The sequence below is a fragment of the Streptomyces rubiginosohelvolus genome (assembly GCF_014649875.1).
Classification (GTDB): domain Bacteria; phylum Actinomycetota; class Actinomycetes; order Streptomycetales; family Streptomycetaceae; genus Streptomyces; species Streptomyces rubiginosohelvolus.
The window spans coordinates 43,191-68,956 of the sequence record NZ_BMTW01000004.1 but is presented as its reverse complement, the minus strand read 5'-3'; the positions used below and the strand labels follow the sequence as shown (position 1 = coordinate 68,956).

General features: G+C 72.8%; 23 protein-coding genes. 5 read left to right on the top strand and 18 right to left on the bottom strand.

The annotated features are described in order from the left end of the window. Positions 1 to 43: 43 nt before the first annotated feature. The 12 genes from IE134_RS12605 to pgfA all read right to left on the bottom strand — a co-directional run bounded on the left by IE134_RS12605 (position 44) and on the right by pgfA (position 15,202). Positions 44 to 1,432 (bottom strand): amidohydrolase family protein, encoded by a 1,389-nt coding sequence (locus IE134_RS12605; RefSeq protein WP_189430493.1) that lies wholly within the window; start codon positions 1,430 to 1,432, stop codon positions 44 to 46. 76 nt (positions 1,433 to 1,508) lie between these two features. Further along, complete coding sequence (locus IE134_RS12600; RefSeq protein WP_189430491.1) at positions 1,509 to 2,807, bottom strand: amidohydrolase family protein; 1,299 nt, start codon at positions 2,805 to 2,807, stop codon at positions 1,509 to 1,511. 168 nt (positions 2,808 to 2,975) lie between these two features. Beyond that, a complete protein-coding gene (locus IE134_RS12595; protein ID WP_030714273.1) occupies positions 2,976 to 3,740 on the bottom strand; it encodes a GntR family transcriptional regulator in 765 nt (254 codons plus the stop codon). Between the two features lie 49 nt (positions 3,741 to 3,789). Then, positions 3,790 to 4,560 carry an FkbM family methyltransferase gene (locus IE134_RS12590; RefSeq protein ID WP_030714266.1) on the bottom strand — a complete coding sequence of 257 codons (771 nt, stop codon included), beginning with the start codon at positions 4,558 to 4,560 and terminating at the stop codon, positions 3,790 to 3,792. Beyond that, positions 4,557 to 4,775, bottom strand: a complete 219-nt coding sequence (locus IE134_RS12585; RefSeq protein ID WP_010062681.1) for a Trm112 family protein — start codon at positions 4,773 to 4,775, stop codon at positions 4,557 to 4,559. Before IE134_RS12585 ends, IE134_RS12590 begins: the two co-directional genes overlap by 4 nt. Before the next feature lie 51 nt (positions 4,776 to 4,826). Next, complete coding sequence (locus tag IE134_RS12580) at positions 4,827 to 5,720, bottom strand: hypothetical protein (protein WP_010062682.1); 894 nt, start codon at positions 5,718 to 5,720, stop codon at positions 4,827 to 4,829. 4 nt (positions 5,721 to 5,724) lie between these two features. Beyond that, positions 5,725 to 6,450 carry a class I SAM-dependent methyltransferase gene (locus tag IE134_RS12575; RefSeq protein WP_010062683.1) on the bottom strand — a complete coding sequence of 242 codons (726 nt, stop codon included), beginning with the start codon at positions 6,448 to 6,450 and terminating at the stop codon, positions 5,725 to 5,727. Further along, complete coding sequence (locus IE134_RS12570) at positions 6,447 to 7,775, bottom strand: condensation protein (RefSeq protein ID WP_030714264.1); 1,329 nt, start codon at positions 7,773 to 7,775, stop codon at positions 6,447 to 6,449. Before IE134_RS12570 ends, IE134_RS12575 begins: the two co-directional genes overlap by 4 nt. Next, on the bottom strand, positions 7,775 to 12,061 hold the full coding sequence (locus tag IE134_RS12565) for an alpha-(1->3)-arabinofuranosyltransferase domain-containing protein (RefSeq protein ID WP_179888325.1): 4,287 nt from the start codon (positions 12,059 to 12,061) through the stop codon (positions 7,775 to 7,777). Before IE134_RS12565 ends, IE134_RS12570 begins: the two co-directional genes overlap by 1 nt. Beyond that, positions 12,058 to 12,777 carry a class I SAM-dependent methyltransferase gene (locus tag IE134_RS12560; protein ID WP_098896025.1) on the bottom strand — a complete coding sequence of 240 codons (720 nt, stop codon included), beginning with the start codon at positions 12,775 to 12,777 and terminating at the stop codon, positions 12,058 to 12,060. The genes IE134_RS12565 and IE134_RS12560 overlap by 4 nt, the downstream gene beginning before the upstream one ends. After that, entirely contained in the window at positions 12,774 to 13,943 is a 1,170-nt protein-coding gene (locus IE134_RS12555; RefSeq protein WP_030714257.1) for a glycosyltransferase family 4 protein, read from the bottom strand. The genes IE134_RS12560 and IE134_RS12555 overlap by 4 nt, the downstream gene beginning before the upstream one ends. 275 nt (positions 13,944 to 14,218) lie before the next feature. Then, positions 14,219 to 15,202: a cell envelope lipid trafficking protein PgfA gene (gene pgfA, locus IE134_RS12550; protein ID WP_189430490.1), complete on the bottom strand. Its 984-nt coding sequence runs from the start codon at positions 15,200 to 15,202 to the stop codon at positions 14,219 to 14,221. Between the two features lie 103 nt (positions 15,203 to 15,305). On the opposite strand from pgfA, the gene IE134_RS12545 reads away from it, so the two are divergent. Together IE134_RS12545 and IE134_RS12540 are read left to right on the top strand one after the other, a co-directional pair. Next, positions 15,306 to 15,542, top strand: coding sequence for a hypothetical protein (locus tag IE134_RS12545; protein ID WP_143660982.1), 237 nt, complete (start codon positions 15,306 to 15,308; stop codon positions 15,540 to 15,542). Further along, positions 15,539 to 16,744: a PucR family transcriptional regulator gene (locus IE134_RS12540; protein ID WP_006122667.1), complete on the top strand. Its 1,206-nt coding sequence runs from the start codon at positions 15,539 to 15,541 to the stop codon at positions 16,742 to 16,744. Before IE134_RS12545 ends, IE134_RS12540 begins: the two co-directional genes overlap by 4 nt. Before the next feature lie 63 nt (positions 16,745 to 16,807). Here the strand turns inward: IE134_RS12540 and IE134_RS12535 are convergent, their stop codons facing one another. The 3 genes from IE134_RS12535 to IE134_RS12525 are packed head-to-tail and all read right to left on the bottom strand — an operon-like array spanning position 16,808 to position 20,396. Beyond that, positions 16,808 to 17,593 carry a 3-oxoacyl-ACP reductase gene (locus IE134_RS12535; protein WP_030714253.1) on the bottom strand — a complete coding sequence of 262 codons (786 nt, stop codon included), beginning with the start codon at positions 17,591 to 17,593 and terminating at the stop codon, positions 16,808 to 16,810. 5 nt (positions 17,594 to 17,598) lie between these two features. Continuing rightward, the gene (locus IE134_RS12530; protein WP_189430488.1) at positions 17,599 to 18,981 is read right to left on the bottom strand and encodes an aldehyde dehydrogenase family protein; all 1,383 of its coding nucleotides are present in this window, start codon (positions 18,979 to 18,981) and stop codon (positions 17,599 to 17,601) included. Between the two features lie 50 nt (positions 18,982 to 19,031). Beyond that, complete coding sequence (locus tag IE134_RS12525) at positions 19,032 to 20,396, bottom strand: glutamine synthetase family protein (protein ID WP_030714247.1); 1,365 nt, start codon at positions 20,394 to 20,396, stop codon at positions 19,032 to 19,034. Positions 20,397 to 20,529: 133 nt separating this feature from the next. Here IE134_RS12525 and IE134_RS12520 point away from each other — a divergent pair, with 133 nt between their 5' ends. The 3 genes from IE134_RS12520 (at position 20,530) to IE134_RS12510 (ending at position 23,705) form a co-directional block, all read left to right on the top strand. Then, positions 20,530 to 21,264, top strand: coding sequence for a FadR/GntR family transcriptional regulator (locus IE134_RS12520; protein WP_098020593.1), 735 nt, complete (start codon positions 20,530 to 20,532; stop codon positions 21,262 to 21,264). 153 nt (positions 21,265 to 21,417) lie between these two features. Beyond that, positions 21,418 to 22,887, top strand: a complete 1,470-nt coding sequence (eat, locus tag IE134_RS12515; RefSeq protein ID WP_030714240.1) for an ethanolamine permease — start codon at positions 21,418 to 21,420, stop codon at positions 22,885 to 22,887. A gap of 68 nt (positions 22,888 to 22,955) precedes the next feature. After that, a complete protein-coding gene (locus IE134_RS12510) occupies positions 22,956 to 23,705 on the top strand; it encodes a gamma-glutamyl-gamma-aminobutyrate hydrolase family protein (protein ID WP_030714237.1) in 750 nt (249 codons plus the stop codon). Here IE134_RS12510 and IE134_RS12505 read toward each other — a convergent pair. The 3 genes from IE134_RS12505 to IE134_RS12495 form a co-directional block, all read right to left on the bottom strand. Next, positions 23,608 to 24,369 carry a hypothetical protein gene (locus IE134_RS12505; RefSeq protein WP_098020594.1) on the bottom strand — a complete coding sequence of 254 codons (762 nt, stop codon included), beginning with the start codon at positions 24,367 to 24,369 and terminating at the stop codon, positions 23,608 to 23,610. The genes IE134_RS12510 and IE134_RS12505 overlap by 98 nt on opposite strands. Before the next feature lie 92 nt (positions 24,370 to 24,461). After that, the gene (locus IE134_RS12500) at positions 24,462 to 25,043 is read right to left on the bottom strand and encodes a TerD family protein (protein ID WP_089114314.1); all 582 of its coding nucleotides are present in this window, start codon (positions 25,041 to 25,043) and stop codon (positions 24,462 to 24,464) included. Between the two features lie 32 nt (positions 25,044 to 25,075). Further along, entirely contained in the window at positions 25,076 to 25,651 is a 576-nt protein-coding gene (locus IE134_RS12495) for a TerD family protein (RefSeq protein WP_010062701.1), read from the bottom strand. Between the last annotated feature and the right edge of the window lie 115 nt (positions 25,652 to 25,766).

Below are 25,766 nucleotides of genomic sequence, written 5' to 3'. Positions count from 1 at the left end.
GGTGACGGCGGTCGGGCGGGCCGGAGGCCCACCGGCAGTCGGGTCAGTGACCGACCAGCTCCCCGTCCCGGGCCACGATCCGCCCGCCGCGCACCACCATCTCGCGCCGCGGCAGGTCCACCACGACCTGCGGCAGGCACTCCCCGCGCACCAGCAGGAAGTCGGCCGGCGAACCCGGCTTCAGATCCGCTTCCGGCAGCCCCAGCAGCCGGGCCCCGCCATCGGCACCCGCCCGGAAGGCCGCCTCCAGCTCCTCGTCGAGGCGTGCGTCCCGTACCCAGGCCAGCAGGTGCGAGCGGTGCAGCATGTCCGCGTTGCCGAAGGGGCTCCAGGAGTCCCGTACGCCGTCGGAGCCGAGGCCCACCTCGACCCCGTGCTCCCGCAGCCGGTCGATCGGCAGCACCAGGTCCGAGGAGGGCGCGACCGTCGTCAGCGAGATCCGGGCATCGGCCAGGTCCGCCGCAAGACGGTCGAGCTCCCGCTCGGGCAGGCCGGGCACACAGAAGACATGACTGACCGTCACCTTGCCCTGGAGCGACAGCGCGTTGGTGCGGTCGATGATCGCGCGCAGGGACTCCATCCCCGTCGCGGTCCGCTCGTGCAGATGGATGTCGACGCCCACGCCGTGCCGGTCCGCGATACCGAAGACGATGTCGAGCTGCTCGTCGAGCGCTTCGTCGAACCCGATCGGGTCGATGCCGCCGACCCGGTCGATCGCCCCGGTGCGCGCGGCCTCCTCCAGCAGTTCCTTCGTCCCCGGCGTCCGGACCACCCCGTGCTGCGGGAACGCGACGATCTCCACGTCGAGCGCGTGCCGCAGCGCCCTGCGGGCGGACCCGACGCCCTCGACGCCCACCAGGTCGTAGGCGGGAGCGACGTCGACATGGGCCCGCATCGCCCGGGTGCCCTGGGTGACGGCATGGCCCATCAGACGCTCCGCGCGCTTCTTCAGCGGCGTACGCAGCGCGTGGTACAGCTTCACGTCCTCCTCGGTGTACTCGGCGATGGAGCTCGCCGGGTTCCGGGTCACCCACGGCTCGCCCCAGGCCGTCTTGTCGGGGTGGATGTGCGCGTCGACCAGGGTCGGCAGTGCGATCCGGCCCTTGCAGTCGACGACCTTCGCGCCGCGCGGGGCGGGTTCCGCGGTGATGACCCCGTCGACGACGGTGAGGTCGACGGGGCGCTGCGCGCCGTAGGGCCGGACGTCCTTGAACACCGTGGCGCGGGCGTGGCCGCCCGTGCGGTCGGGCTGCTCGGTGATCCGGTCGGCGGCGGCGGGTGCGGCGGCCGTCCCGGCGGGCCGGACCTCGGCGGCCTGGGCCCCCGGGGCCGCCGAAGCGCTGAGCGTCGCCGCGGTGCCCGCGACGGCGGCGGCCCCGGCCAGCATCGAGCGTCGGGAGAGACCGGCGGAGGCGGTGGACTCGGCGTGCATCAGGAACTCCTTCGAGGAGAGGGAAGGGGGGAAGAGGAGGGGAGAAGCGGGGAGGGCGGGGAGAGGGGAGGCGGGGTCAGGCGGCCGCCGGTACCGCGAACCCTGCCCGCACCACGCGCGCCGGGCGGCTCAGCACGCCGAGGTCCGCCAGCGGGTCGCCGTCCACGACGAGGACGTCACCCGCGAAGCCCCGCGCCAGCCGGCCGGCCGTGGAGTCGAACCCGAGGAGCTTCGCCGCGCCGGTGGTCGCCGTGCGGATCGCGTCCAGGGCGGAGAGCCCGGCCGCGTGCATCAGCTCCACCTCCCGGCCGATCGGGTCGACCGTTCCGCCCGAGGAGTCCGTGCCCGCCGCGAGGGGGACGCCCAGCTCGTGCGCGGCCAGGACCGCCCGCTTCAGGACCGGGAGATAGGTGCGGCCCCGCTCGGCCAGGACCGGGTCCGAGGACTCCGCGAGCCCGGCGATCGCGGTGAGCGTGGGCGTGAAGTACGTACCCCTGCGCCGCATTTCGTGCAGCGTGCGCTCGCCGACGAACGCGCCGTGTTCCAGGGAGCGGATGCCGGCCGTGACCGCGTCGTGGCAGCCCTTCTCGCTGTAGCTGTGGCAGAGCACCCCCTTGCCCCGGCGCCGGGCCGCCGCCACGATCGTGGACAGCTGCTCGTGGTCGTACACCTGGACCAGCGGGTCCTGCTCGGGCAGCCCGGCCCGCTCGTTCACCCGGGTCTTGATGGTGTCGGCCCCGCGCGCGAGGTTGACCTCGACCACCCGGCGCAGCGCATCGGCCGAGCGCACCCCGTCCCGCAGCCGGGCCAGCGGCGCGAGGTCCGGGTCGGCGAGGATCGTGTCGCCGAGGTCTGGGGTGACGAAGACGCCCGCGGCCCGGAGGCGGGGCGCCTGCTCCGGCGCCTGGCGGGCCAACTCCCTTACGGCGATGTCCTGGTAGAAGTTGGTCGAACCGCTGCGCGCGCTGGTGGCGCCCTTGAGGACCGCGTCGCGCGCCTCGGCCGCCGTGTTGAGGTGGATGTGGGCGTCCACCAGGCCGGGCAGGATCCACTGCCCGTGGGCCCGCAGCACCGGTACGCCGCCGGGGACCCGGCCGACCTGCCCCCGGGGCCCGGCCGCCCGGACGACGCCCCCGGCGATCACGACGACCGCGTCCTCCGTGACCTCGCCCGTCGCCGGGTCGAGCAGCCTGCCGCCCTCGACGACGAGATCGCCGCCCCGGCCCGGCGATCCGTGCCTGGCGCCGGACGACGCGGAGGCGGCCGGGGCCGTTCCGGCCAGCACGGCCGAGGTTCCGGCGAGGGCCGCCGCGCCGGCGAGCACACCCCGCCTGGTCAGCCGGTTGGAAGGGGGCGGGGTGTTCTCGACGCACATGGGAGGGCTCCTTGGGTCGCGGAAGCGAGCGGGAGCATTTTGTATACCAGAACCGTCATGATTCCGGGAAGGAGTGATTCCGCTCCCTGTGCGTGCAGGAAACGTGCAGGAAGTGCGCTCTGACTCGTTCGAGGGCGCGAGGGGTGAGAATGGTTGGTATACAAATAATCAGGCGTTGTCGAACAGGGACCGCAGGGCCACGGCCCGGCTGTCCCGCACGTGCAGCAGCGTGCTCGCGGCGGCCGACTCCTCGTCGCCCGCCGCGATGTACCGGAACATGACCGCGTGCTGGGCCCGCATGTGCTGCGGCTCCTCCCGCATCCCGAAGAGCAGCTGGAGCTGTCCGCTCAGCTGCTCCATGGTGCGGGCCAGCATCGGGTTGCCGCTCAGGGCCACGATGTCCTCGTGGAAGGCGGTGTGGGCCGCGACCTCACGCGTGCCCTCGTCGTCGGACGCCGCCTCCTCCGCCCGGTCGAGGGAGGCCCGCAGCGCGGTGACGCCCGGCGGTTCCACCGGGGCCGACCCCGCCACCCGCCGTGCCGCGAGCCGGGATGCCTGGACCGCGAGCGGCTCCCACACCTCGTACAGGTGCTCCACATCGGCCCGCTCCAGCCGCCGCACCCGGACCCCGCTGTGCGGCAGCAGCTCCAGCAGCCCTTCGCCCACCAGGGCGCGCAGCGCCTCGCGGACCGGGACGCGGGACATCCGCAGCTCCTCGGCGACCTCGCGCTCCACGAGCCGGGCGCCCTGCGGATAGCTGCGGTCGACGATCCGCTGCCGGACCGCGTCCCGCGCCCGGGCGCTCAGCGACGTACGTTCCGGCCGGGCGTCCGCATCGGACGCCGGGCGGCCCGGAGCCGTAGTCCTCGCGCCGCCCGGATCGCCCGGTCCCGCTCCGTTCCGCCCCGCGCTGCTGCCCGCCACGTACGCCATCCTCCGCTCGGCCCGCCTTCCGGCTTCCGGCCGAGGATACGCGGGGCGCTCAGGCCGTACCCGGCGTGCGCCCCTCGGGCAGGAACAGCACCGAGTTCACATACCGCTCCCGGCGTGGCGCGAACGCCCGGTGCAGCAGCCCCCGGTGGACCAGGTGCTCGGTCCGCTTCTGCTGGGCCACCAGATCGAACCCGGTGAGCGGCACCCAGTCGCGGTTCGGCAGAACCCAGCCCGCGTACCCCTGACCGGTCAGCGTGGTGATCACCGGTTCGATCGGGCCGAGCCGGCTCTCCAGCTCGATCAGCAGCGCCGGGCGGTCCCGGCGCAGCAGTTCCGCCGCGCCGAGCAGCGCGGCCGCCTCCCCGCCGTCCACGTCCATCTTCACGAAGCCGACCCCGGTAAGACCCAGGCCGTCGACGGTGATCGAGGGGACCTCCACGCTGTGGGCGTGGATATCGCGCCGGGCCAGTGAGGACACCCCCCGGTCACCCTGGTCGCCCTCCGGGAACCAGAGCTGTGCCGTGCCCTCCCGGTCGGTCGCCGCGCCCTGGACCACCCGGACGTTCGACGGCAGTGTCCGCCGCAGATGCTCGGCCAGATGCGGCACGGGCTCGACGGTCACCACCCGCTCGCAGCGCGCGGCGAGCCGCCGCGACCAGGGGCCGTACCAGCCCCCGATGTCGAGGGCGACACCGCCCGGCGGGCAGAAGTCGGCGAGCCGTCGCAGCTCGGGCTCGAAGCGCGGATACAGGGCGACGGCGGCGGAGCCCACCAGCCGTCCGGGCAGTCTGGCCGCGACCGCCGCGGCGAGCGTGGTCACGTGGCCGAGGCCTTCAGCGAGGAGAGGAACCGCTCGTGGTCGACGGCGTCGACCTTTCTGCCCGAGGAGGGCAGAAGCTGCGGTATCCCGTCCACGATCGGGTAACTCAGGTGCAGCCGCGGGTTGTAGAGCGCGTCCTCCTCCGGCAGCAGGGACAGCGGCCCCTTGTCGAGCGGGCAGGCCAGGATCGTCAGCAGCGGATCGTCGGTACGCATCAGGGGCTCCTCGGGAGTCGTCGGCACAACAGCGGAAGGTACGTCAGAGGGTCAGGACGCCGCGGCGGGCTGCGGATCGTGCCGCGGCATGGCCAGCAGGACGGACAGGGCGAGCGCCGTGCCGCCCACCCGCAGGGCCAGCAGCAGCGGATCCTCGGGCAGGCTCTCGCCGAACGCGAGCGTCCCGAGGACCGCGGTGAACAGGCAGGTCACCGTGGTGCACACCGGCACGATGAGGGACGCCCGGCAGCGCTGCAGCGCCGCCTGCGACATCACGAGACCGGCCCCCGCGGTGAACAGCAGCAGATACGGATACGGGGACCCGAGCAGCGACAGCGCGGCGTCGCCCAGGTCGGTGGTGGTCAGGCGGCTGGACGTGCCCTTGATCGCCAGCGAGCTGACCCCGTAGAGCAGGCCCACCGCCACGCCGTACCCGATGCCGCTCGTCGGGACCCGGTGCCGTTTGGCCGCCAGGCTCTCGACGCGTACGTACAGCCAGACGCCCGCCGCCAGCGCCGGCACACAGACCAGCAGCACCAGCGTCCACGGGGCCCCGCCGCTCACCACGTCCTCGCCCTCGCGGACCGAGGCCACCACCATCAGCAGGGCGAGCAGGACCCCGCCCAGCGCATAGCGTTCGCGCCCCGTCGACTCCTCGCCCAGCACCGCCGACGACAGCAGCAGGAGCAGCACCAGGCCGGAGACGAAGATGCCCTGCGCCGCCGCGATCGGCAGCGCGCGGTAGACGACCAGCTGCGCGCCGAACCCGGCCGCCAGCGCCAGCGCGCCGACGATCCACAGCGGACTGGTCGCCAGCACCCGGATCACCTGGAGCGGGCGGCCCGCCGACAACGCCGGCAGCGAACCGAGGGCCCGCTTCTCCACCACGAACCCCACGCTGTACAGCGCGTTGGCGACGAGCGCCGCGCCGACACCCCACCACATGCGGTTACCTCCGCCGCGCGTGGGCCAGCAGGATGGAGGACGCCCCGGGCACCGCGCACGCCGCCCGGTCCAGCAGGCGCAGCGGACGCGGCACCCCGTGGAAGGGGGCGCCCTTGATCGTCACGTCGGTGAAACCGGACGCCGTCAGGAACGAGCGCAGCGCACGGGCCGTGTACAGCCGCAGATGCCCCACCACCTCCGAGCCCGGACGGCCGTGGATCCCGCGCAGACTGACCTCCGAGAACACCGGCTGCACCCCGGCGAGCAGCAGCGCCCGGTTGTACCAGGCCGCCAGATTCGGGGTGGACAGCATCAGATGGCCACCGGGCCGCAGCACCCGCCGCAGCTCGTCCAACGCCTGGTCCGGGTCGACCAGATGCTCCAGTATCTCGCTGAACAGCACCGCGTCCGCGCATCCGTCGGCCAGCGGCAGCCCGCCGTGCTCCAGCTCGCCGCGCACCACATGGCCCATCCGGGGCCGGGCCCTGCGCAGCGCGTCCTGAGACCAGTCGACCCCGATCATCCGGTGCCCGGCGAGGAACGGGGCCGCCGTGGCCGCCGCCGAACCGTCACCGCACCCGATGTCCAGGATCACCTGCCCCGGCGCGTCCAGGGCGTCGGCCAGCAGCCGGGCCTGCCGCAGGGTGCGCCCGTCGCCCGAGGCGACGGGGACGGCCGGGTTCTCGTAGAAGTCCCGCAGCCCGGGGGAGGGGGACGTGGTGCTGGTCATATGGCCTCCGAGGACGTCGCGGCCAGGTGGCGGGTGAACAGGTCCAGCAGCCTCGCACCGTCGCTCTCGCCCAGCAGGGTGCGCGACCAGCGCAGCGCCAGATGCAGCCGGCCGCCCGTGGACGCCGTGGTGAAGGTCAGACCCCGGGGCATCCGGGCGGGCGCGGAGAACCACACGGCGGTGGCCCGGCCCGCGTCGCCGAAGTCCAACGGGTACGGAATCCGCCCGATGTTGCTCAGCAGCGTCGTCGAGGTCCACGGACCGGCCGCCACCCGCAGCCCCCGGGTGAGGGCGGCACGGGCCGCCACCGGCAGCAGCGGCACGGTCAACAGGCCTGCACCGTGCCCCAGTTGAGGGCGCGGTGCGGCCTTGAGGGCCCGGGTCCGCTCAGCGGTCGCCCGCAGCAGCGCCGCCACGTCCGTTCCCGGCGCCAGTTCGGCCGCGGTGAAGCCCACCTCGACCAGCCGGGTGCCGTTGCCGATCGGCATCTCCGGGCCCCGGGTGCGGTCGTCGACCGGCATGGTGATCCGCAGCGGCCGGCGGTCCGCCCCCGGCGCGCCCTGCGCCCGGTTCCAGCCGGCCACCGTCAGCGCGGTGGCCACCATCAGCTGGTCATTCACCGTGTACGGCGCACCGGACTCCCGGCGCGGGACCGGGAGTTCGGCCAGCAGCATCGCGTTGCCCGGCACCGGGGCGGGCCCCGGCGAACCCGGCGCCACCTGGGCGGGCCGGGCCAGCGCCGGGGTCCGGGACTGGCGGGGCAGCGGGGCCGCGGCCGGGCGGGCCGGGGCGGGCGACGGCGGCGCGGGAGAATCGCTGTAGATCTCCGCGGCCGTCGCCGCCAGCCGCAGGCACGCCGGACCGTCCAGGGCGGTGTGGTGCACGGTGAACAGCAGCACACAGCCCTCCCGGTCCGGCTCCCGGACCACGTCGAGCCGCAGCGGCGGCGAGGCGGTCAGCGCCGGGGCGCGGTCCAGCGCCCCGGCCCGCGCCCGCTCCAGGGCGCCGGGCGCGCACGGAGGGAAGGAGACCGGGTCCGTGTCCGGGTGCTCGGTCAGCTCCCACTCGTACCGCCGGGCCAGCGGCCCCCGGGGCCGCTCCCGCATCAGCGCCCGGGGGTGCCGGGCCAGCGCGGCGGCGAACGCGGAGCGCAGCCGTTCCTCGTCGACCCGGCCCGGCAGATGGATCTCGATGTGCACGGTGCTCGGCTCGGCATCCTGCGCGCAGTGCCGGGCCACCTCGTCGACGACCGGGAACGGCACCCGGACGGGCTCCCCGGGCGGCTGGCCGCCGCCCGGGGCCCGCTGGTGCTGCGTGGTCGCCATCAGGCGTCCTCTCCCTTCGCCGGGTGCCTGCCGTCGGCGGACAGCGTCCGGCCCGAGGGCGGTGCGGGCTGCGCCGGGAGCTGGACCGTCGGACGGTCACCGCCCGCCGGGGCCGGCTCGGCCGCGTCCTGGCCGGTACGGACCGCACGCCTGCCGAGCGGTTCCCGGCCCACCGTGACCAGCGCGGCGAACAACCCGATCAGGGCCAGGAGTTGAGCCGTGGCACCGAAGGCGCCCTCGCCCGTCGTCGTACTCTCCCCGGTGCCCACCGCGGCGACAACCCCCGCGGCGGCCATCGACGCGAACGCGACCGGAACGAGCAGCCTCGGCCGGAAGTGCGCCAGGACGGCGAGCAGGGGAACGGCCACGGCGACCGGACCCGCGATCACCACGCCCACCAGGGTGAGGGCGACCGTGCCCAGGATCAGACCCGGACCCGGCGGCGCCGGCAGCTCCTCGGTCTCCTCCGGGCCGGACTTCTTGCGGCCCACGAGGGCGAGCACCACGAGCGCCAGGAACAGCACGCCCGCACCGATCAGACCCCAGCGGTAGATCGAGGCCGGCTCGTACTCCAGGGTGACCGTGCCGCCCTCGCCCTCGGGCACCAGCCAGGCCTGCTGCCACCCGTCGATCCGCAGCGGCGTCAGTTCCTTGCCGTCCAGGGTGGCCTTCCACCCCTTGTTGTGGTTCTCGTGGATCTGGAGGTAGGAGGCCTCACCGGCCCCGACCTCGACGGTCCGCCGGTCGCCCTCGCCCTGCTCGACGTCCACCGAGCGCGGCGTCGCCGCGGCGGCCTCGGTGGTGCCGTTGCTCAGCGAGACGTCCGTGATGGCCAGCGGACCCTCGTCCCCGGCCTGCACGGTGGTGGACGAGGCGGCCAGCTCGACCTTGCTGTCGTCGGTGCACAGCGAGACCTCGATGGGCCTGCGCTGGGTCAGATCCCGCACCCGTCCCTCGGCCTTGGTCTCCATGTACGTGCCGCCGACGGAGAGGACCGGGCCCTTGCCGCAGGGCAGGCTGAACTTCTGGTCCGGCTTCGGCTGCGGCGAACGGAACTCCTCCAGCGCCGGGATGTAGACCTCGCTCAGCCCGACCGGCAGCTGCAACTGGCCGTCGGCCACCGGGTTGTGCACGGTCAGCGGAGCCGTCTTGGAGATGGTGATGTCCATCCGGTCGGTGTTGATGGGCGAGAAGCGGGCCATGCCGTTCTCGTCCACCGAGGCCACCGCCGTACCGTCCGGCGAACTGATCTGGACCTGCTCGGCGCGGGCCGACAGACCCCCGGCCGCCGCGAACACGATCTCGCCGACCGGCCGCTTCTCGGGCCAGTTCAGCCGCAGTACGGGACGCTCGCCCGCGATCCACGCCGTGGTGAGGTCACCGTCGGTCAGGTTGCGGGGGCTGAGGTTGGTGCCCAGGCGTGCCGTGGAGTCGGCGGTCACCTCGATCTTGTCCCGCTCGCCCGTCAGCTCGAACAGCAGCTTGTCGAGCGCCTCGCCGGGCACCGGCAGCGCGGTCGCCGAGACGGTGTAGTCGCCCGCCTCCGGCGCGGTGAACTGCCGGCCGAGACCGACCTCGGCGGCCACGGACGACAGACCGCCCGGGTCGCTGCCCCGCTTCAGCGAGAACATCGTCGCGTCGGCGCCCTCGCGCGGCGCGTCGTTCGGCAGCTCCAGCATCCGGGTCACCTGAACGCCGGGGATGGCGATGTCGGTGAATCCGGCGCCGGTCAGCCCCGGGCGCCCCTGCTGGGACTCCAGGATCGTCACCTTCAGCCAGGCGGCCTGTCCGGCGGGCGCGGCCACCTGCTGCGCCGAACCGTCGGTCCGCAGCGGGCTGTCCTTGGAGCCCTTGTCGGTCTCCACCCGGATCACGGTGGCGGCGGCCCGCACATTGCCGCTGGGCAGCGGCGTCACCTGGATCGAGCCGGGGATGTCCGTCGGCGTGGAGAAGTCGACGCGCACCCACTCGTCCTTGGGCGCGCCGGGGGAGCCCTCCGCCCAGCCGGTCGCCGGGTTGCCGTCGAAGGCGTTGACCGGGTCGTACTGCGGCAGATGGAACAGCCAGTTGCCCACCGAGGACGCGCTGACGGACTTCGCCCCGCGGATCACCGCCGTCGTCTGGTGCTTCGACCCGGACGTCGGCAGGATCTGCCGCGGCTCACGGCCCGGGTCCTGCGCGGACTCCTCGGCGTTGCGCTCGTCGGCGGTGTACGTGTACGAGGTGTTGGAATTGACCAGGCCGAACCGGGTGTCGGCGCGCCGCAGTCCGTCGCCCGCCGCGTACAGCGACGGCCGCCCCAGACCCGGGTGCGCGTCACCGGCCAGCACGGTCGGCCGGCCCGCGATGGCGCCGTTCGCCGACAGCGGCAGCAGCGACTCCGGGCCACCGCTCACCACGGCCGTCGAGGCGACCGGGGTGGCCTCCGCCCGCCCGGGGCGCTCGGTCCCCTTCGGCGGTTCGTAGATCTCCACCGCCCGCTGGCGCGGATACAGGCCCTCGACCTGCACGGGGGTGTCCGCCGCGATCCGGCCGGCGGTCATCACCGGCCCGTACCCCTTGACGCGGCTGTAGCCGGACGCCTCCAGGGTGCGCTTCACCGTGGTGGACGGGACATAGCCCAGCTGGTCCGGGTCCAGGTCGTTGCGGACCACCACGTAGTGGAGCCCGGCCCGGTTCAGGTACTCGCTGAGTCCGGGAACCTCGCCGCCGGAGGTCAGGGCCTGCTCGACGGCGTCCATCGCCCGCCGGTTGCCGGGCGTGCCGAAGGGGACGTAATCACGCTGTGCGTACGGCGATTCGGCCAGCACGTCCAGCGGCTGGTCGATGGGGGAGCCCCAGGTGTAGATGCCGTGCGCGGTCGCCGGGACGACCAGCGCGCGGTCGTCCGGCGAGTTGTTCTTGAGCCAACTCCCGGTGCTCTCCCAGTAGTCGGGGACCTTCTGGAACGAACCCGTCTGAAGGATCGACCCGTTGAGGTACGGCCAGGCAAGGCCGGGCAGCACGACCGCGGCGGCGACGACCGGCGCGAGCCGGCGCATCCGGGCCGGGTTGCTGCCCCGTCGGGAAGCGGCCACCGCGGCGACCCCGGTGACGTGCGCCAGCCCCAGGGCCAGCGCCAGCGCCAGACCCGTCTGGAACTTGTAGATGTTCCGGAACGGCACCAGCCAGGTGTCCAGCCAGTCCTGCACCGTGCCGTGGAACAGACCGCCCAGCGCCCCGCCGTACCCGGCGAGCGTGACGAGCGCGACGGACAGCACGGTCAGCACCAGCCAGCGGCGCTCGGGCAGATCACGCCGCGCCAGACCCGCCAGACCCAGGGCGGCGGCCAGCGCCGAACCCAGGATCGTGACGGTCGCGGTCGCGACGGTCCACCCGGCCGGCAGCCAGGCCTCGCCGAAGTTCAGATAGCCCACCCAGTTGCCGGCGCCACGCAGCACCTCGGTCGCCGACATGGTGGTCGTGGTGGTGTACGAGGACTCCACGTACGGCATGAAGTTCTCGCCGAACGTCCCCAGCAGCAGCAGCGGAACGATCCACCAGGCGGTCGCCATGATCACGCCCGGAATCCACCACAGCAGCAGCCCGCGCTTGCGCGGACCGCCCGGCCGGGACAGCAGGTACAGCCCGACCGGCAGCAGCGAAGCCAGCGTGGACGCCGCGTTGACCCCGCCCATCAGCGGGATCAGCAGCGCGGACCGGACCGCCGCGATCCGCGGGGTGAGGCGCGGGTTCGTCAGCGGCAGCAGCACCCACGGCAGCAGGGCGCCCGGCAGCGCGGCGGCCGACGTCGAACCCACCACGATGGTGTACGTCGGCCACAGCGCGTAGACGACCGCACCGAGCAGCCGGGTGGCCGGTGAGCCCACCCGCAGCCGCTCCGCCAGCCGCAGCGCGCCCCAGAAGGCGGTCGCCACGATGATCGAGAGCCACAGCCGCTCCGCGAGCCAGGTGGGCACCCGCAGCAGCTCGGCGGTGCCGTAGTACGGCAGCATCGGCACGAGATAGCCGATGTACTGGTCGGCGATCCCGCCGAACCCGGAACGGCTGTGCCACAGCTCGCCCAGGTCACCGAGGAACCGGCCGGGAGCCGTGACGACACCCAGCTTGGTGTCGAAGGTCATCCGACCCGGCGACACCGCCAGGAACGCCGCGAACACGGCGGCCCAGAACCCCAGGAGCCAGCGCCGGGAGCGCGCCTGCGGCGGGCCCTCGGCGGGGACGGTGGGCTCGGGACCCGGGCCGTCCGGGGCCGCGGGCCGGGGTGGGTGGACAGCGCTGGTCATGAACACCGCCGGAGAATGAGGAGGAGGTTCCAGGTGGCGAATTCCCGCAGGACGGGGATGCGCGGCACGAACTGGGGAAGGACGGGCCAGTAACGCGAGCGTGCGGACACGACGGTCACGTCACTACGGCTCCGGACATGGCGCAGCGTCTCGCCGACGCCGATCCGGAAGAGGTTGTCGCCGAGGCGGTGCTTGGCCGGGCGGCCGGTGCGGCGCTCGTAGCGGCTCCGGGCGCGCTCGGCGCCCAGATAGTGCCACGGAGCCCACTCGTGGCCGCCCCAGGGCGAGTACCAGTTGGTGAAGGAGACGTAGATCAGACCGCCCGGGCGGGTCACCCGGGCCATCTCGCTGAGAAAGGTGTGCGGATCGGCGACGTGCTCCAGCACGTTGGAGGAGAAGCAGACGTCCGCCGCACCGTCGGCCAGCGGCAGCAGATAACCGTCGGCGACGACGGTGTCCGCACGCTCGCCCGGGCTGAGCTCGGCTGTGTCCGGTTCGAAGAGATAGCCGTGCGCACCGCGCCGACGGAACTCCCGGGTGAAGTAGCCGTCGCCGCCGCCGATGTCCACGACGACCTTGCCCCGGACCGGACCGTGCCGCTCCACCTGGTCCGCTGCGTCGCGGGCCAGCAGGGTGTACGCCGTCGCCGGGTCGCCCTGTTCCCGCATGAAGGCGCGGAACAGGGCGACCGAGCGCCGGAAGGAAGGGTCTTTCACGCGCTCGCACCGATCGCCGGGGCGCTCACGCCGCTGGTCGCCTCGGCGGCGACCGCCATGAACTGCCGGACACTGCTGGTCCACCGGAACGCGGCGGCGCGCTCCCGGGCCGCCTTGCCCATCGCCTCGCGCCGCTCGTCGTCCAGGGCGAGCGCGCACCAGGCCGCGGCGAAGGAGGACGCGCCCTGGGCCAGGATGCCCGTGACGCCGTCGTCGACGGAGTCGCGCAGCCCCGGTACGTCGAAGCCCAGGGTCGGGGTGGAGCGTGCGCCGGCCTCCGTGACGACCAGCCCCCACCCCTCCACGGCCGCCGGATGCAGCAGCATCCACGACGCGCAGAGCAGCCGGTGCTTCTCCGCCTCGGTGACATGGCCGGCGAACTCCACACCGGGGCCGGCGAGCCGCTCCAGACGGGCCCGCTCGGGGCCGTCGCCGACGATGACGAGCCGGCCACCGGTGACCGGCCGGACCCGCTCCCACAGCTGGAGCAGCAGATCGATGCGCTTGTAGTCGACGAGTCGGCCGAGCGCCGTGAACAGCGGGGTCTCGGACCGGTCGCCCTGCGGGCTCGGCTCCTCGACGCCGTTGTGCACCACCCTGATCCGGTGGTCGGGCACGCCCAGATCACGCAGCGCACCCGCCGTGGACGGGGACACCGCGATCATCAGGTGGTCGCGGTAGGCCCGGGACAGGGCCCAGTGCTCCAGTCGGCGTCCGGCCCGCGCCACCGGCATCGGGAACCGCATGTCCCACAGGTCGGTGTGCACATGGTTGACGAGGCACACGGTGGGCCCGCGGTGCCACAGGGGCGCGAGGTACGGCATGCCGTTGCAGACCTCGACCAGCAGGTCGCAGTCGCCGACCTGCCGGGCGAAGGCGGACCGCGCACCGAGGTAGTGACCCAGGTTGCCGCCCGCCGAGACGACTCGGTAGGGCCTGCGGGCGGCCTGGCCGCCGCACAGGAGGGTGACGTCGTGGCCCTGCTCGGTGAGGCCCGAGGCGAGCCGGTCGATCAGCAGCTCGGAGCCGCCGGCGGCCGGGTTGCCCAGGTCGCGGTGGGCGAGGAAGACGATGCGTCGCGGGGCCGCGGGGACCCTGGAGGACGCCGGGCCCTGACCCTGGCGCGTGACTGCATCGAGCAGTGGGGGAGGTACGTGCTGGGGCATTGGGCGCTCCAACTCGGCTCGGGTTGCGGGAACTCGCGGATGAGCGGAAAGAGGGGGGAGAGGGTTGTCCGCGACGGGCGAGAGGACGGAAGGGGACGGGAGGGTCGAGGGGGTAGGGGAGGGGACGGGAAGGCAGGGGCGTACGGGGCGGGGCAGGGATCGCACATGATGTGACGGAAAAGGAAAGACCGGGGGGCCGTGCTCTGGTGGGGATAGACAGTTTTCGGCACGGGTTACCGCCCGGCTACTCACCGGCGCAACAACTTGCGGGTAACTCAGGTGTGCGTACTCGTCATCATGTGAGTGTTCGAGGCTTCCGGAGCCTCCCGGCGCCCCCGGACGACGAGGACGACCCCCACCACGGTGAGTACGAGGCCGATCCCGGCCGCTCCCATCGGCGCGGTCTCACCGAGCATCGCCAGCCGGTCGCTGTCCGCCGACGCCAGCTCGACCTGCTTCTTCTGGGTCGCCTCGGTGAACTCCACGCGCTTGCTCTCCAGCAGCACCACGGCGTCCTTCTTCGAGCCGGGAGCGCGCAGGGTCTTCTTCGGGCCGATCGCCGCGTTGATGATGCGGCCGGTGCGCTTGTCCACGACCAGCTCGATGCCGCTGTTGGAATACCACTCCTCGGCCAGCACCTGGGGCGTCTTCTTCCGGTCCACGAGGACCCCGGGCACCTGACGCACCCCGGTCCTCGTCGGCTCGACCTCGCCCTTGAACAGGTAGCCGGCGTAGCCCTGGATCTCCTTCTCGCCCTCGAAGGAGAGCCGCACCACACCGCCGAGCGTGCTGTCCCACCAGCGGTAGGCGCGCTTCTCGACGTCGAAGGGGAACTTGAGGTAGGCCTCCCCGTCGAAGGTCGGGGACTCCTCGCAGCAGTGCACCGGCTCGTTGGTGGTGCGGTCGGTCACCCAGCGCTCCAGTGTCCACTGGAGGGCGTCACGGGGATCCGATGCGGGCAGCGTCGCGTCGTGGTCGACGGACGTGGACACGTCCCAGACGGCGTTGCCGCTCTTCTCGCTGTCGGCCACGTCCCCGCGCACCTGCCGGGTGATCGTGATCGTCTCGTCGGCGACCGTCTCCACCTTGCCGGTGTCGAAATAGCTGCCGGTACCGGTGAACACGGTGGTGGTGTCGGTGTCTATGGGCGTGCGCTTGGCATGCGGCTGGACATACCAGACGAGCAGTGGTGCGAGGACGAGCAGAAAGACCCCCGCCCCCAGCAGAACGAGCGAGAGGGGTGAAGCATTGCGGCGCATCCGGGCACTCCTGGGTCGAAATCTCTTCGCGGAGGTGCACGGGCCCCGGGCCGGTCAGCCCTTGATTGGCGTGAACAGTAAGCAAGGCCTTGACGAGATGTCAATGACCTGTCGACACTGTGTGCGAGCCGGAGGGGCCCGGCTCGACGGGGTGGGGATCGCCTCCAGCAAGGAGCTGAACCCGACTATGCGCAGACTCATCGCCGCTCTTTCCACCGCCGTGGTGGCCGCGGCGCTCGCCGTAGGTGCGGCGGTCGGTGTCGTGGCACTGCTCGACGCCACCCCCGACCAGCCCAATACGCCGCTGATCAGCTACGACACCGCACCGGCGGCTCCATGACCCGCACGGCCTGGCAGGAGGTGCCCCGGTCCCAGCTGGACCGGTTCGCCACCATCGCCCTGTCCGAGGCCCCGGAGCTCGCCCAGACGATCCTGCACGCGATCCGCCGGGACTACCCCTACCTCCACCTCGTCGAGGACGAGTCCGGGGAGCCGCTGGCCCTGGTCGGCATCCGCCGTGCCATCGAGGGGTTCGTCGACAACCTCACCTCCGGCGCGCACCCCCGGGTGCCGCCGGAGATGTTCCAGGAGTTCGGACGGGGTGAGGGCCTGGAGGGCCGCAGCCTCGACTCGCTCCAGGCCATCTACCGCTTCGGCGTCCGGCTCACCTGGCGCAGGCTCGCCGAGATCGGCCAGCAGGTCGACATCCCGGCGCCCGCCATGTACGAGCTGGCCGAATCGGGATTCGAGTATCTGGACGGGCTCGTGGAACAGTCGGTACGGGGCTACGCCGAGGCGGCGGCCCGGCGCGCCAGCGAACGCCTCCGCCTCCAGCGCCAGCTGATCGAGATGCTGCTCATGGAGCACCGCGTCGAATCGACCCGGACCCTGGCCGAGCGGGCCGCCCGCATCGGCTGGGAGCTTCCCGAGACGATCGCGGTGGGCGTGCTCATCCGTCCCGCCCGGGAGGCGGTGGCCCCGGCCGTCGGCCAGGGCATCCTGCTGGAGATGGAGAGCGAGCAGCCGCGCATCGTCATCCCGGACCCGGACACGGCGGGCCGCGCGGAGACCCTGCGGCGGGCCACGGCGGGCTGGTCCGGGGCGATCGGCCCGGCGGTCCCGCTGGCCGCCGCCGCGACCTCGCTGCGCTGGGCGGAGACGGCGGTCCAGCTGATCAAGAAGGACCTGCTCCCGCAGGGCGAGGTGCTGCACTGCACCGAGCGCGTGGAGGAACTGGTCCTGCTGCCGGCCCAGGAGCTGATCGACGCCTCAGCCCGCCGCTGCCTCGCCCCGCTGGACGGGCTCAGCCCGACCCAGTCGCGGCGGCTGGCCGAGACGCTGCTCGCCTGGATCGAGACCCCCGGCGGCGCCCCCGAGGTGGCCGCCCGCCTCGGTGTCCACCCCCAGACGGCCCGCTACCGGCTGCGGCAGATCCGTGAGCTGTGGGGCGACGCCATCGACGAACCGGACCAGCGGTTCGAGATGCTGCTCGTGCTCCGCGCCCAGCGGCTGCGGGGCGACCTGGCCCCGGCCCAGGGCTGAGGCCGAAAGCCGGCGCGGCCCGCACGTCCTCGGACGTGCGGGCCGCGCGTGCGTCCGCCCGTTCTAGACCGGGGTGACGTACGCCCCGGCGATCCCGCCGTCGACCAGGAAGTCCGTGGCGTTCACGAACGAGGAGTCGTCGCTCGCGAGGAACGCCACGGCGGCGGCGATCTCCGTCGGCTCGGCGAACCGCCCGACCGGGATGTGGATCAGCCGCCGGGCGGCCCGCTCCGGGTCCTTGGCGAACAGCTCCTGGAGCAGCGGGGTGTTGACCGGCCCCGGGCAGAGCGCGTTGACGCGGATGCCGTCGCGCGCGAACTGCACCCCCAGCTCGCGTGACATCGCCAGCACCCCGCCCTTGGACGCGGTGTACGAGATCTGTGAGGTGGCCGCGCCCATCCGGGCCACGAACGAGGCCGTGTTGATGATGGAACCCTTGCCCTGCGCGCGCATGTAGGGGATGGCAGCCTTGCAGCAGAGGTAGACCGAGGTGAGGTTGACCTCCTGCACCCGCTTCCACGCCTCCAGACCGGTGTCCAGGATGGAGTCGTCGTCGGGCGGCGAGATCCCCGCGTTGTTGAACGCGATGTCGACCGAACCGTAGGTGTCGTGGGCGGCCTTGAAGAGGGCGTCCACCTCCTCGGCGTCGGTGACGTCGGTACGGACGAAGAGCCCGGCGGCCTCCTCGGCGGCGGCCTTGCCGCGCTCCTCGTCCACATCGGCGCAGACGACATGGGCGCCCTCGGCGGCCAGCCGCCGCACGGTGGCCAGACCGATGCCGCTGCCGGCTCCGGTGACGACGGCGGTGCGGCCGACCAGGCGGCGGCAGACGGAAGAAGTGTCGGTCATGGTGCTCAGGCCTCCGTGCTGATGAAGACGTTCTTGGTTTCGGTGAAGGCGGCCAGGGCGTCCGGGCCGAGCTCGCGGCCCAGCCCCGACTGCTTGTAGCCGCCGAAGGGGGTCGAATAGCGCACGCTGGAGTGCGAGTTGACGGAGAGGTTGCCCACCCGCAGCCCCTGGCTGACGCGCAGCGCGCGGCCCACGTCCCGGGTCCATACCGAGCCGGCCAGCCCGTAGTCGGTGGCGTCGGCCAGCCGCACCGCGTCCGCCTCGTCCCCGAACGGCAGCACCACGGCCACCGGCCCGAAGACCTCCTCGACGGCCACGGGAGCGTCGGGCGCGACCCCGGCGAGGACGGTCGGCGGGTACCAGAACCCGGGCCCCTCGGGAGCCTTGCCGAGCATCGCCCGTACGCCGTCGGCCTTCCGGCCGCCGTCGACGAGCCCCCGGACCCGGTCCCGCTGGACGGCCGAGATCAGCGGTCCCATCTGCGTCTTCTCGTCGGCCGGGTCGCCCACCGCCACGGCGGACACGGCCGGGACGAGGGCGTCGAGGAACCGGTCGTACACGGACCGCTCGACCAGGATCCGGGTCCGGGCGCAGCAGTCCTGGCCGGCGTTGTCCAGGAAGGACATCGGGGCGGAGGCCGCCGCGGCCTCCACATCGGCGTCGGCGAAGACGATGTTGGGGCTCTTGCCGCCCAGCTCCAGGGTGAGCCGCTTCACGCGCTCGGCGCAGCGGGTCATGATGTGCTTACCGGTCCGGGTGGAGCCGGTGAACACGATCTTCGCGACGCCCGGGTGCTCGACCAGCGCGCTCCCGGCCACCGGGCCCTCGCCGGGCAGCACCTGGAAGAGACCCTCGGGAAGGCCTGCCGCCAGGGCGAGTTCGGCCAGCCGCAGAGCTGTCAGCGGGGTCGTCTCGGCGGGCTTGAGGAGGACGGCGTTGCCCGCCGCGAGGGCCGGGGCGAGGCCCCAGGCGGCGATCGGCATCGGGAAGTTCCACGGGGCGATGACCCCGACGACACCCAGTGGCTCCAGGATCGTGAAGTCGATGCCGCCGGCCACCGGGATCTGCCGGCCCAGCAGCCGTTCGGCCCCGCCCGCGCTGTAGTCGAGCAGATCGCGGACGTTGCCCGCCTCCCACCGGGCGTTCCCGATGGTGTGGCCGGCCTCCCGGACCTCCAACTGCGCGAGTTCCTCGATGTGTTCGTCGACGACGACGGCGAAGCGGCGCAGCAGCCGGGCCCGGTCGGCGGGCGCGGCGGCGGCCCAGGAGCGCTGGGCGGCCGCCGCGCGGACGACGGCGGCGTCCACATCGGCGGCGGAGGCGGCGGGGACGGTGGCGATGACCTCGGCGGTCGCCGGATTGAGGACGTCCAGGGTGGGTTGTGACACGTACGGACCCCGATCAGGGAAGCGGGTGGTGGTCAGTGGCGTTCGAGGGATCAGAGGCGTTCGAAGGAGCGGCGCAGCTCCCAGTCGGTCACCGCGGAGTCGTACGCGGCCAGTTCGACCCGGGCCATGTTCAGGTAGTGCGCGACGACCTCCTCGCCGAACGCCTCCTTGGCGATCGGGCTGGCCTCCCACAGTTCGGCGGCCTCGCGCAGGGTCGTCGGCACCTGGTCGTAATCGGCGGTGTAGGCGTTGCCCGTACAGGCCTCGGGCAGCTCCAGCCGGTGCTCGACCCCGTACAGTCCGGCGGCGACCAGTCCGGCGACGGCCAGATGCGGGTTGACGTCGCCGCCGGGCAGCCGGTTCTCGAAGCGCATCGAGCGCCCGTGGCCGACGACCCGCAGGGCGCAGGTGCGGTTGTCGACGCCCCAGGCGACCGCGGTGGGGGCGAAGGAGCCGGGCTGGAAGCGTTTGTAGGAGTTGATGTTGGGGGCGTAGAGGAGGGAGAAGTCCCGCAGGGCGGCGAGCTGCCCGGCCAGGAAGTGGCGCATCACCTCGGACATGCCGTCCGGTGCGTCGCCCGCCATCACGTTCTCGCCGTCCGCGTCGGTCAGCGAGAGGTGGATGTGGCAGGAGTTGCCCTCGCGCTCGTCGTACTTGGCCATGAAGGTCAGCGAGACACCCTCCTGGGCCGCGATCTCCTTGGCGCCCGTCTTGTAGACGGCGTGCTGGTCGCAGGTGGTGAGCGCCTCGTCGTAGCGGAAGACGATCTCGTGCTGGCCGGGATTGCACTCGCCCTTGGCGGACTCGACGGTCAGCCCGGCCTGCTGCATCTCGTTGCGGATGCGGCGCAGCAGCGGCTCGATGCGGCCGGTGCCGAGGATGGAGTAGTCGATGTTGTACTGGTTGGCCGGGGTCAGCCCGCGGTAGTCGCGGTCCCAGGCCTCCTCGTAACTGTCCCGGAAGACGATGAACTCCAGCTCCGTGCCGACCTGGGCCGTCCAGCCGCGCTCGGTCAACCGGTCGAGCTGGCGGCGCAGGATCTGCCGGGGGGCGGCCACCACCGGACTGCCGTCGTGCCAGGCGAGATCGGCGATCAGCAGGGCGGTCCCCTCGTGCCAGGGGACGGGCCGCAGGGTGGCGGGGTCGGGGACCATCCCGAAGTCGCCGTAGCCGTGCTCCCACGAGGACATCGCGTAACCGTCGACCGTCTGCATCTCGGTGTCCACGGCCAGGAGATAGTTGCAGCCCTCGGTGCCGTGCTCCAGCACCTCGTCGAGGAAGAACCCGGCCGCGAACCGCTTGCCCTGAAGCCGGCCCTGCATGTCCGGGAAGGCCAGCACCACGGTGTCTATCGACCCGTCCGCGACGCGTGAGCGGAGCTCGTCGACGCCGAGCGGGGGTGTGCGGTCTGCCACGGGATGCCTCCTTGGGTGAACCGGGAGGCATAAGGTATGACAGAGAACCATTGCTTGGGAAGGGGATCCGTCAGTGGCCACGAGCGGAAGAGCGGACGACACCCGTCCGGGGGTACGGGGAGAGGCGGACGGAGTGGCGGGCGGCGCGGGCGATCCCCCGCCCGGCCCGCTGGACTCCGTACTGCGCCCGGTCCGCGCGGGCAACGGCTTCGAGGAGGCCCTGGAACAGGTCCTCCAGCTCCTGCGCCTCGGCCTCGTACCACCGGGCGAACGCCTGCCCTCCGAGCGCGAGTTGTCCCAGCACCTGCGGATCAGCAGGGTGACACTGCGCGAGGTCCTCAAGGTCCTCCAGGACCAGAACATGGTCGAGAGCCGCCGCGGCCGCTACGGAGGAACGTTCGTCCTGCCGCGCACCGCCGCCCCCGACGGCAGCGGTGAACTGCGCCGCCGTATCGCCGCCGTCGACGTCGAGGACACCCTGCGCTTCCGCGAGGTGCTGGAGGCCGGAGCCGCGGGCCTGTGCGCCGAGGGGCTCGCGGCCGACGGCGAGGACCGGCTGCGCGGAGCGCTCGACGCCACCCAGGGCGCCCGGCTGGAGGACTACCGCCGCCAGGACACCCTGCTCCACCTCACCCTCGCCGAACTCTCCGGCTCCCGCACACTCGCCGCCCAGTACGCCGCCGTCCGGGCCACCCTCAACGAACTGCTCGACGGCATCCCGCTGCTGGTGCGCAACCTGGAGCACTCCCAGCAGCAGCACACGGCCGTCGTCGAGGCGGTCCTCGACCGGGACCCGGACGCGGCGCGCGAGATGATGCGCGAACACTGCGGCGGCACGGCGGCCCTGCTGCGCGGCTTCCTCGCCTGAAAGCGGTGCCGGCGGCGCCCGGCGAGGCGAATCCGTAACCACTCTTTAACGCACGCCCCTTGCCAGGCGCCGCCCCGTTCCACAAAGGTGTGCCGACGAACCTTTGATCGAAGCAGTTCCAACGATGAAGTCGACACATATCTGGAGCGCCTCATGGCTCAGGGAACCGAAACACCCGCCGGACCACCCGGTGACGCGGGCCCGGCGAAGTCCGGTACGGACGCGTATCTGCACCGCAGGACCCTGCGCCGCGGCAGCGCCGGCTGGCTCCTGCTGACCGGACTCGGCGTCGCCTACGTCGTCTCCGGGGACTTCTCCGGCTGGAACATCGGCCTGTCCAAGGGCGGCTTCGGCGGACTCGCCGTGGCCATGGTCCTGATGGGCGTCATGTACGCGTGTCTGGTCTTCGCGCTGGCCGAACTCTCCGCCATCCTCCCCACGGCGGGCGGCGGTTACGGCTTCGCCCGGCGGGCGCTGGGCACCTGGGGCGGCTTCCTGACGGGGACGGCCATCCTCATCGAGTACATCCTCGCCCCCGCCGCCATCTCCCTCTTCATCGGCGACTACGTCGAATCGCTCGGCCTGTTCGGCCTCACCTCCGGCTGGCCCGTCTACCTCGCCTGCTTCGTGATCTTCATCGGCATCCACCTCTGGGGTGTCGGCGAGGCGCTCCGCTTCAGCCTGGTGGTGACCGCCATCGCGGTGGCCGCGCTGCTGATCTTCGCCGTCGGCGCGTTCACCGAGTTCGACGCGGGCCGCCTCAACGACATCCCGGCCGACGCCTCCGCCTTCGGCTCCTCCTCCTGGCTGCCGTACGGACTCCTCGGGATCTGGGCCGCCTTCCCCTTCGGCATGTGGTTCTTCCTCGGGGTGGAGGGCGTGCCGCTCGCCGCCGAGGAGGCCAAGGACCCGGTCCGCTCGATGCCCAAGGCCCTGGCGATCTCGCTGGCCGTGCTGGTCTTCCTGGCCCTCATCACCTTCGTCTCCGCCACCGGCGCCCAGGGCGCGAACGCCATCAAGGAGGCCGGCAACCCGCTCGTGGTGGCCCTCCAGGGCGACGGCGAGCCGACCGCCCTGAGCCGCTTCGTGAACTACGCGGGCCTCGCCGGGCTCGTCGCCTCCTTCTTCTCCCTGATCTTCGCCGGATCCCGCCAGCTCTTCGCCCTCTCCCGGGCGGGCTATCTGCCGCGCTTCCTCTCCCTCACCAACCGCCGGAAGTCCCCTTACCTCGGCCTGCTGATCCCCGGCGTCATCGGCTTCACGCTCGCCGCCTGGAGCGGCAACGGCGGCCGGATGCTGAACGTCGCCGTCTTCGGCGCCACCATCAGCTACGCGCTCATGGCCCTCTCCCACCTGGTGCTGCGCCGCCGCGAACCGGAGCTGCCGCGCCCCTACCGCACCCCCGGCGGCGCGCTCACCTCGTCCGTCGCCTTCGTTCTGGCATGCTCGGCCCTGGTGGCGACCTTCCTGGTGGACCGCGACGCTGCGTTCATCGCGCTCGCCGTGTACGCGGTGGCGCTGGCCTACTTCGCCTTCTACAGCCGTCATCGGCTGGTCGCGGGAGCCCCGGAGGAGGAGTTCGCCGCACTGGCGGCGGCCGAGGCCGAACTCGCCCGCGACTGAGCACGCCGGAGTCCCCGGCCGCCGACGCGATCCGCCGACGCGATCCCCCGACCGAAGGAGTACGTTCCATGCCCCGGCCCGTCATCGGCATCAGCACCTACCAGGACCCGGCCCGGTGGGGGGTGTGGGAGATGCCCGCGGTGCTGCTGCCCGCCGCTTATCCGCGCCTCGTCCGGGCGGCGGGCGGGCTCGCGGTGCTGCTGCCGCCCGATGACGCCGAGGACGCGGCCCGGGACACCGTCGCCGCGCTGGACGGGCTGGTGATCGCCGGGGGAGCGGACGTCGAGCCTGCCCGGTACGGGGCGGCCGCCGACCCCCGTACCGGCCCCCCGGCCCGCGAACGCGACGCCTGGGAGCTGGCGCTGATCCGGGCGGCGATCGACCAGCGGGTCCCCCTGCTCGGCATCTGCCGGGGCATGCAACTGCTCAACGTCGCCCTCGGCGGCACGCTGATCCAGCACCTGGAAGATCACACCGGCGGCCTCGGCGTCTTCGGCAGTCACCCGGTGACCCCCGTGACCGGCACCGTGTACGCGGACGCCGTGCCGGAGACCGCCATGGTGCCCGCCTACCACCACCAGGCGGTCGACCGCCTCGGCGCCGGCCTGCTGGCCTCCGCCCATGCCCCGGACGGGACGGTGGAGGCCCTGGAACTCCCGGACCACGCAAGCCTGGTGCTCGGGGTGCAGTGGCACCCGGAGATGGGCCAGGACACCCGGGTCATGGCCGCCCTGATCCGGGCTGCCGGGGAGCGGGCCGCTGCGACCCCTCGAACCCCGGACCGGAGTAGTCGGGCCCCGCGAACGCCGGTGAGCTGAAGCGGGAGCCGCGCCCCTCGCCCGCACCCGGCGCGGACGCCTCCGCCTCGGCCAGCTCCTGGAGGAGGAACGGCCGGATCCCCCGGTCGCGCAGCGCGACGAGCCACGCCTCACGGGCCTGGGCGAGCGCTGGAGAACCGTCGGCGGAGGGACCGGGCACGGCCGCCGCAGACTGCCGCGCCGCCGTCCGGTAGAGGGCGACCACGCTGACCAGGGCCGCGAGCGCCGCGACGACCAGACTGAACCAGCCGACGCCGACGAGGGTGTCCGCCAGGGCGGGCAGGGTGTCGGCGAGCCGCAGACCGTACCCGAGCAGCAGGAACGTCGCCGCGGCCACGGCGGCGAGCACCGGTGTCAGCACCCCGAGGACCGCCAGCACCCCGGCCCCCGGCCGCTCCTGATCGCCGGGACCGGAGAGCGGCCGGGGGCCTCGGTCCCGCCGCCCGCCCTGGGCGTGGAGCCGCAGGGCCGCGTATCTCCGGTACTCCGCGTCGGCGGCGGCCGCCGTGCGCGCCACGGCCGCCAGGCCCCGGACGCGCAGCCGGTCGCCGGGGACGCCCGAGCGCTCCAGCAGGCGTCGGATCTCCGGGGAGGCGATCACCTCGTCGAGCGCGCTCGCGTAGTCGGATCTGTCCTCGTCCCCGAGCCGGGAAGGTCTGCCCATGCTGTCCCTCGGTCGATACGTGCGTCGATGTGTAGGGCGGTACAGGGGTGCGCACGTGCCGCGTGCGCACCCCCGCGAAGCTGCCGGCTGGGTCAGAGGTGCTGCGTGACCGCGGGCATGAGGTCCTGGAAGGTCCGCCCGTCCGCCGCTGCGCCGATCGCCGTCATCTGCCAGCCCGAGCCGGTCCGCTGGACCTTGGCCATGATCTGGGCGGTGTTCCGGCCGCCGCCGGTCAGCGTGTACCGGGCCAGCTCCTGGCCGTTGCTCTCGTCGACCAGCCGGCAGAACGCCGCCTCGACCTCCTCGAAGGTCTGGCCGGTGAACGAGTTCACCGTGAAGACGATCTGGTCCACATGGGCCGGGACGCGGCGCAGGTCGACGACGATCGACTCGTCGTCGCCGCCCTGGCCCGCCCCGCCGACCCGGTTGTCCCCGGTGTGCTGGACCGAGCCGTCGTCGCTGGTCAGATGCTGGAAGAAGACCACGTCCTGCGGGGCCTGGCCCGCGAAGAGCACCGCCGAGGCGTCCAGGTCGATCTCGCGGGCGGTCAGCCGCGCCAGAAATCCCTTACGGGGAGCGGACTTCCAGCCGAGACCCATCCGTACGACGTCGAGCTCGCCGCCGCCGGACTTGGTGAGGCTGACCTGCTGGCCCTTGGTGAGGTTGATCGTCATCGTTCCGCCTTCCGTGATCGCGTCCGAGCGGTTCAGAGACTGACGCCGAAGTCGGCGACGATGCCGCTCAGCCCGGATGCGTAACCCTGCCCGACCGCACGGAACTTCCACTCCGCGCCGTGCCGGTACAGCTCGCCGAAGACCATCGCCGTCTCGGTGGAGGCGTCCTCGCTGAGGTCGTAGCGGGCGATCTCCGCGCCGCCCGCCTGGTTCACCACCCGGATGTACGCGTTGCGGACCTGGCCGAAGCTCTGGCCCCGGCTCTCGGCGTCATGGATCGAGACCGGGAACACGATCTTCGCGACGGTCGCGGGCACCGAGGCGAGGTCGACCTTGACGATCTCGTCGTCGCCCTCGCCCTCACCGGTGAGGTTGTCGCCGGTGTGCTCCACCGAACCGTCGGGGCTCTTCAGGTTGTTGTAGAAGACGAAGTGCTCGTTCGAGAGCACCTTGCCCGCCTCGTCGCAGAGCAGTGCGCTCGCGTCCAGGTCGTAGTCGGAGCCCGTGGTGGTGCGGACGTCCCAGCCGAGACCGACGAGGACCGCGGTCAGCCCCGGAGCCTCCTTGCTCAGCGAGACGTTTCCACCCTTGGCGAGGCTCACACCCATGATCTTCTCCCTTGTCGGCAGCGGTGAGTAAAATCTACAGCACTGTAGATTTTCGGGGCCAGGAGGCGGGCCGGCCGGGGTGCGAGTGGTCCCGCGCCGGCCGGGCGTGGGCGGT

Excerpts from the sequence above, each read along its gene's own strand:
- IE134_RS12605 (WP_189430493.1), bottom strand. The coding sequence starts at position 1,432 with ATGCACGCCGAGTCCACCGCCTCCGCCGGTCTCTCCCGACGCTCGATG.
- IE134_RS12600 (WP_189430491.1), bottom strand. The coding sequence starts at position 2,807 with ATGTGCGTCGAGAACACCCCGCCCCCTTCCAACCGGCTGACCAGGCGG.
- IE134_RS12595 (WP_030714273.1), bottom strand. The coding sequence starts at position 3,740 with ATGGCGTACGTGGCGGGCAGCAGCGCGGGGCGGAACGGAGCGGGACCG.
- IE134_RS12585 (WP_010062681.1), bottom strand. The coding sequence starts at position 4,775 with ATGCGTACCGACGATCCGCTGCTGACGATCCTGGCCTGCCCGCTCGAC.
- IE134_RS12580 (WP_010062682.1), bottom strand. The coding sequence starts at position 5,720 with ATGTGGTGGGGTGTCGGCGCGGCGCTCGTCGCCAACGCGCTGTACAGC.
- IE134_RS12575 (WP_010062683.1), bottom strand. The coding sequence starts at position 6,450 with ATGACCAGCACCACGTCCCCCTCCCCCGGGCTGCGGGACTTCTACGAG.
- IE134_RS12570 (WP_030714264.1), bottom strand. The coding sequence starts at position 7,775 with ATGGCGACCACGCAGCACCAGCGGGCCCCGGGCGGCGGCCAGCCGCCC.
- IE134_RS12565 (WP_179888325.1), bottom strand. The coding sequence starts at position 12,061 with ATGACCAGCGCTGTCCACCCACCCCGGCCCGCGGCCCCGGACGGCCCG.
- IE134_RS12555 (WP_030714257.1), bottom strand. The coding sequence starts at position 13,943 with ATGCCCCAGCACGTACCTCCCCCACTGCTCGATGCAGTCACGCGCCAG.
- pgfA (WP_189430490.1), bottom strand. The coding sequence starts at position 15,202 with ATGCGCCGCAATGCTTCACCCCTCTCGCTCGTTCTGCTGGGGGCGGGG.
- IE134_RS12545 (WP_143660982.1), top strand. The coding sequence starts at position 15,306 with ATGACCTGTCGACACTGTGTGCGAGCCGGAGGGGCCCGGCTCGACGGG.
- IE134_RS12540 (WP_006122667.1), top strand. The coding sequence starts at position 15,539 with ATGACCCGCACGGCCTGGCAGGAGGTGCCCCGGTCCCAGCTGGACCGG.
- IE134_RS12535 (WP_030714253.1), bottom strand. The coding sequence starts at position 17,593 with ATGACCGACACTTCTTCCGTCTGCCGCCGCCTGGTCGGCCGCACCGCC.
- eat (WP_030714240.1), top strand. The coding sequence starts at position 21,418 with ATGGCTCAGGGAACCGAAACACCCGCCGGACCACCCGGTGACGCGGGC.
- IE134_RS12510 (WP_030714237.1), top strand. The coding sequence starts at position 22,956 with ATGCCCCGGCCCGTCATCGGCATCAGCACCTACCAGGACCCGGCCCGG.
- IE134_RS12505 (WP_098020594.1), bottom strand. The coding sequence starts at position 24,369 with ATGGGCAGACCTTCCCGGCTCGGGGACGAGGACAGATCCGACTACGCG.
- IE134_RS12500 (WP_089114314.1), bottom strand. The coding sequence starts at position 25,043 with ATGACGATCAACCTCACCAAGGGCCAGCAGGTCAGCCTCACCAAGTCC.
- IE134_RS12495 (WP_010062701.1), bottom strand. The coding sequence starts at position 25,651 with ATGGGTGTGAGCCTCGCCAAGGGTGGAAACGTCTCGCTGAGCAAGGAG.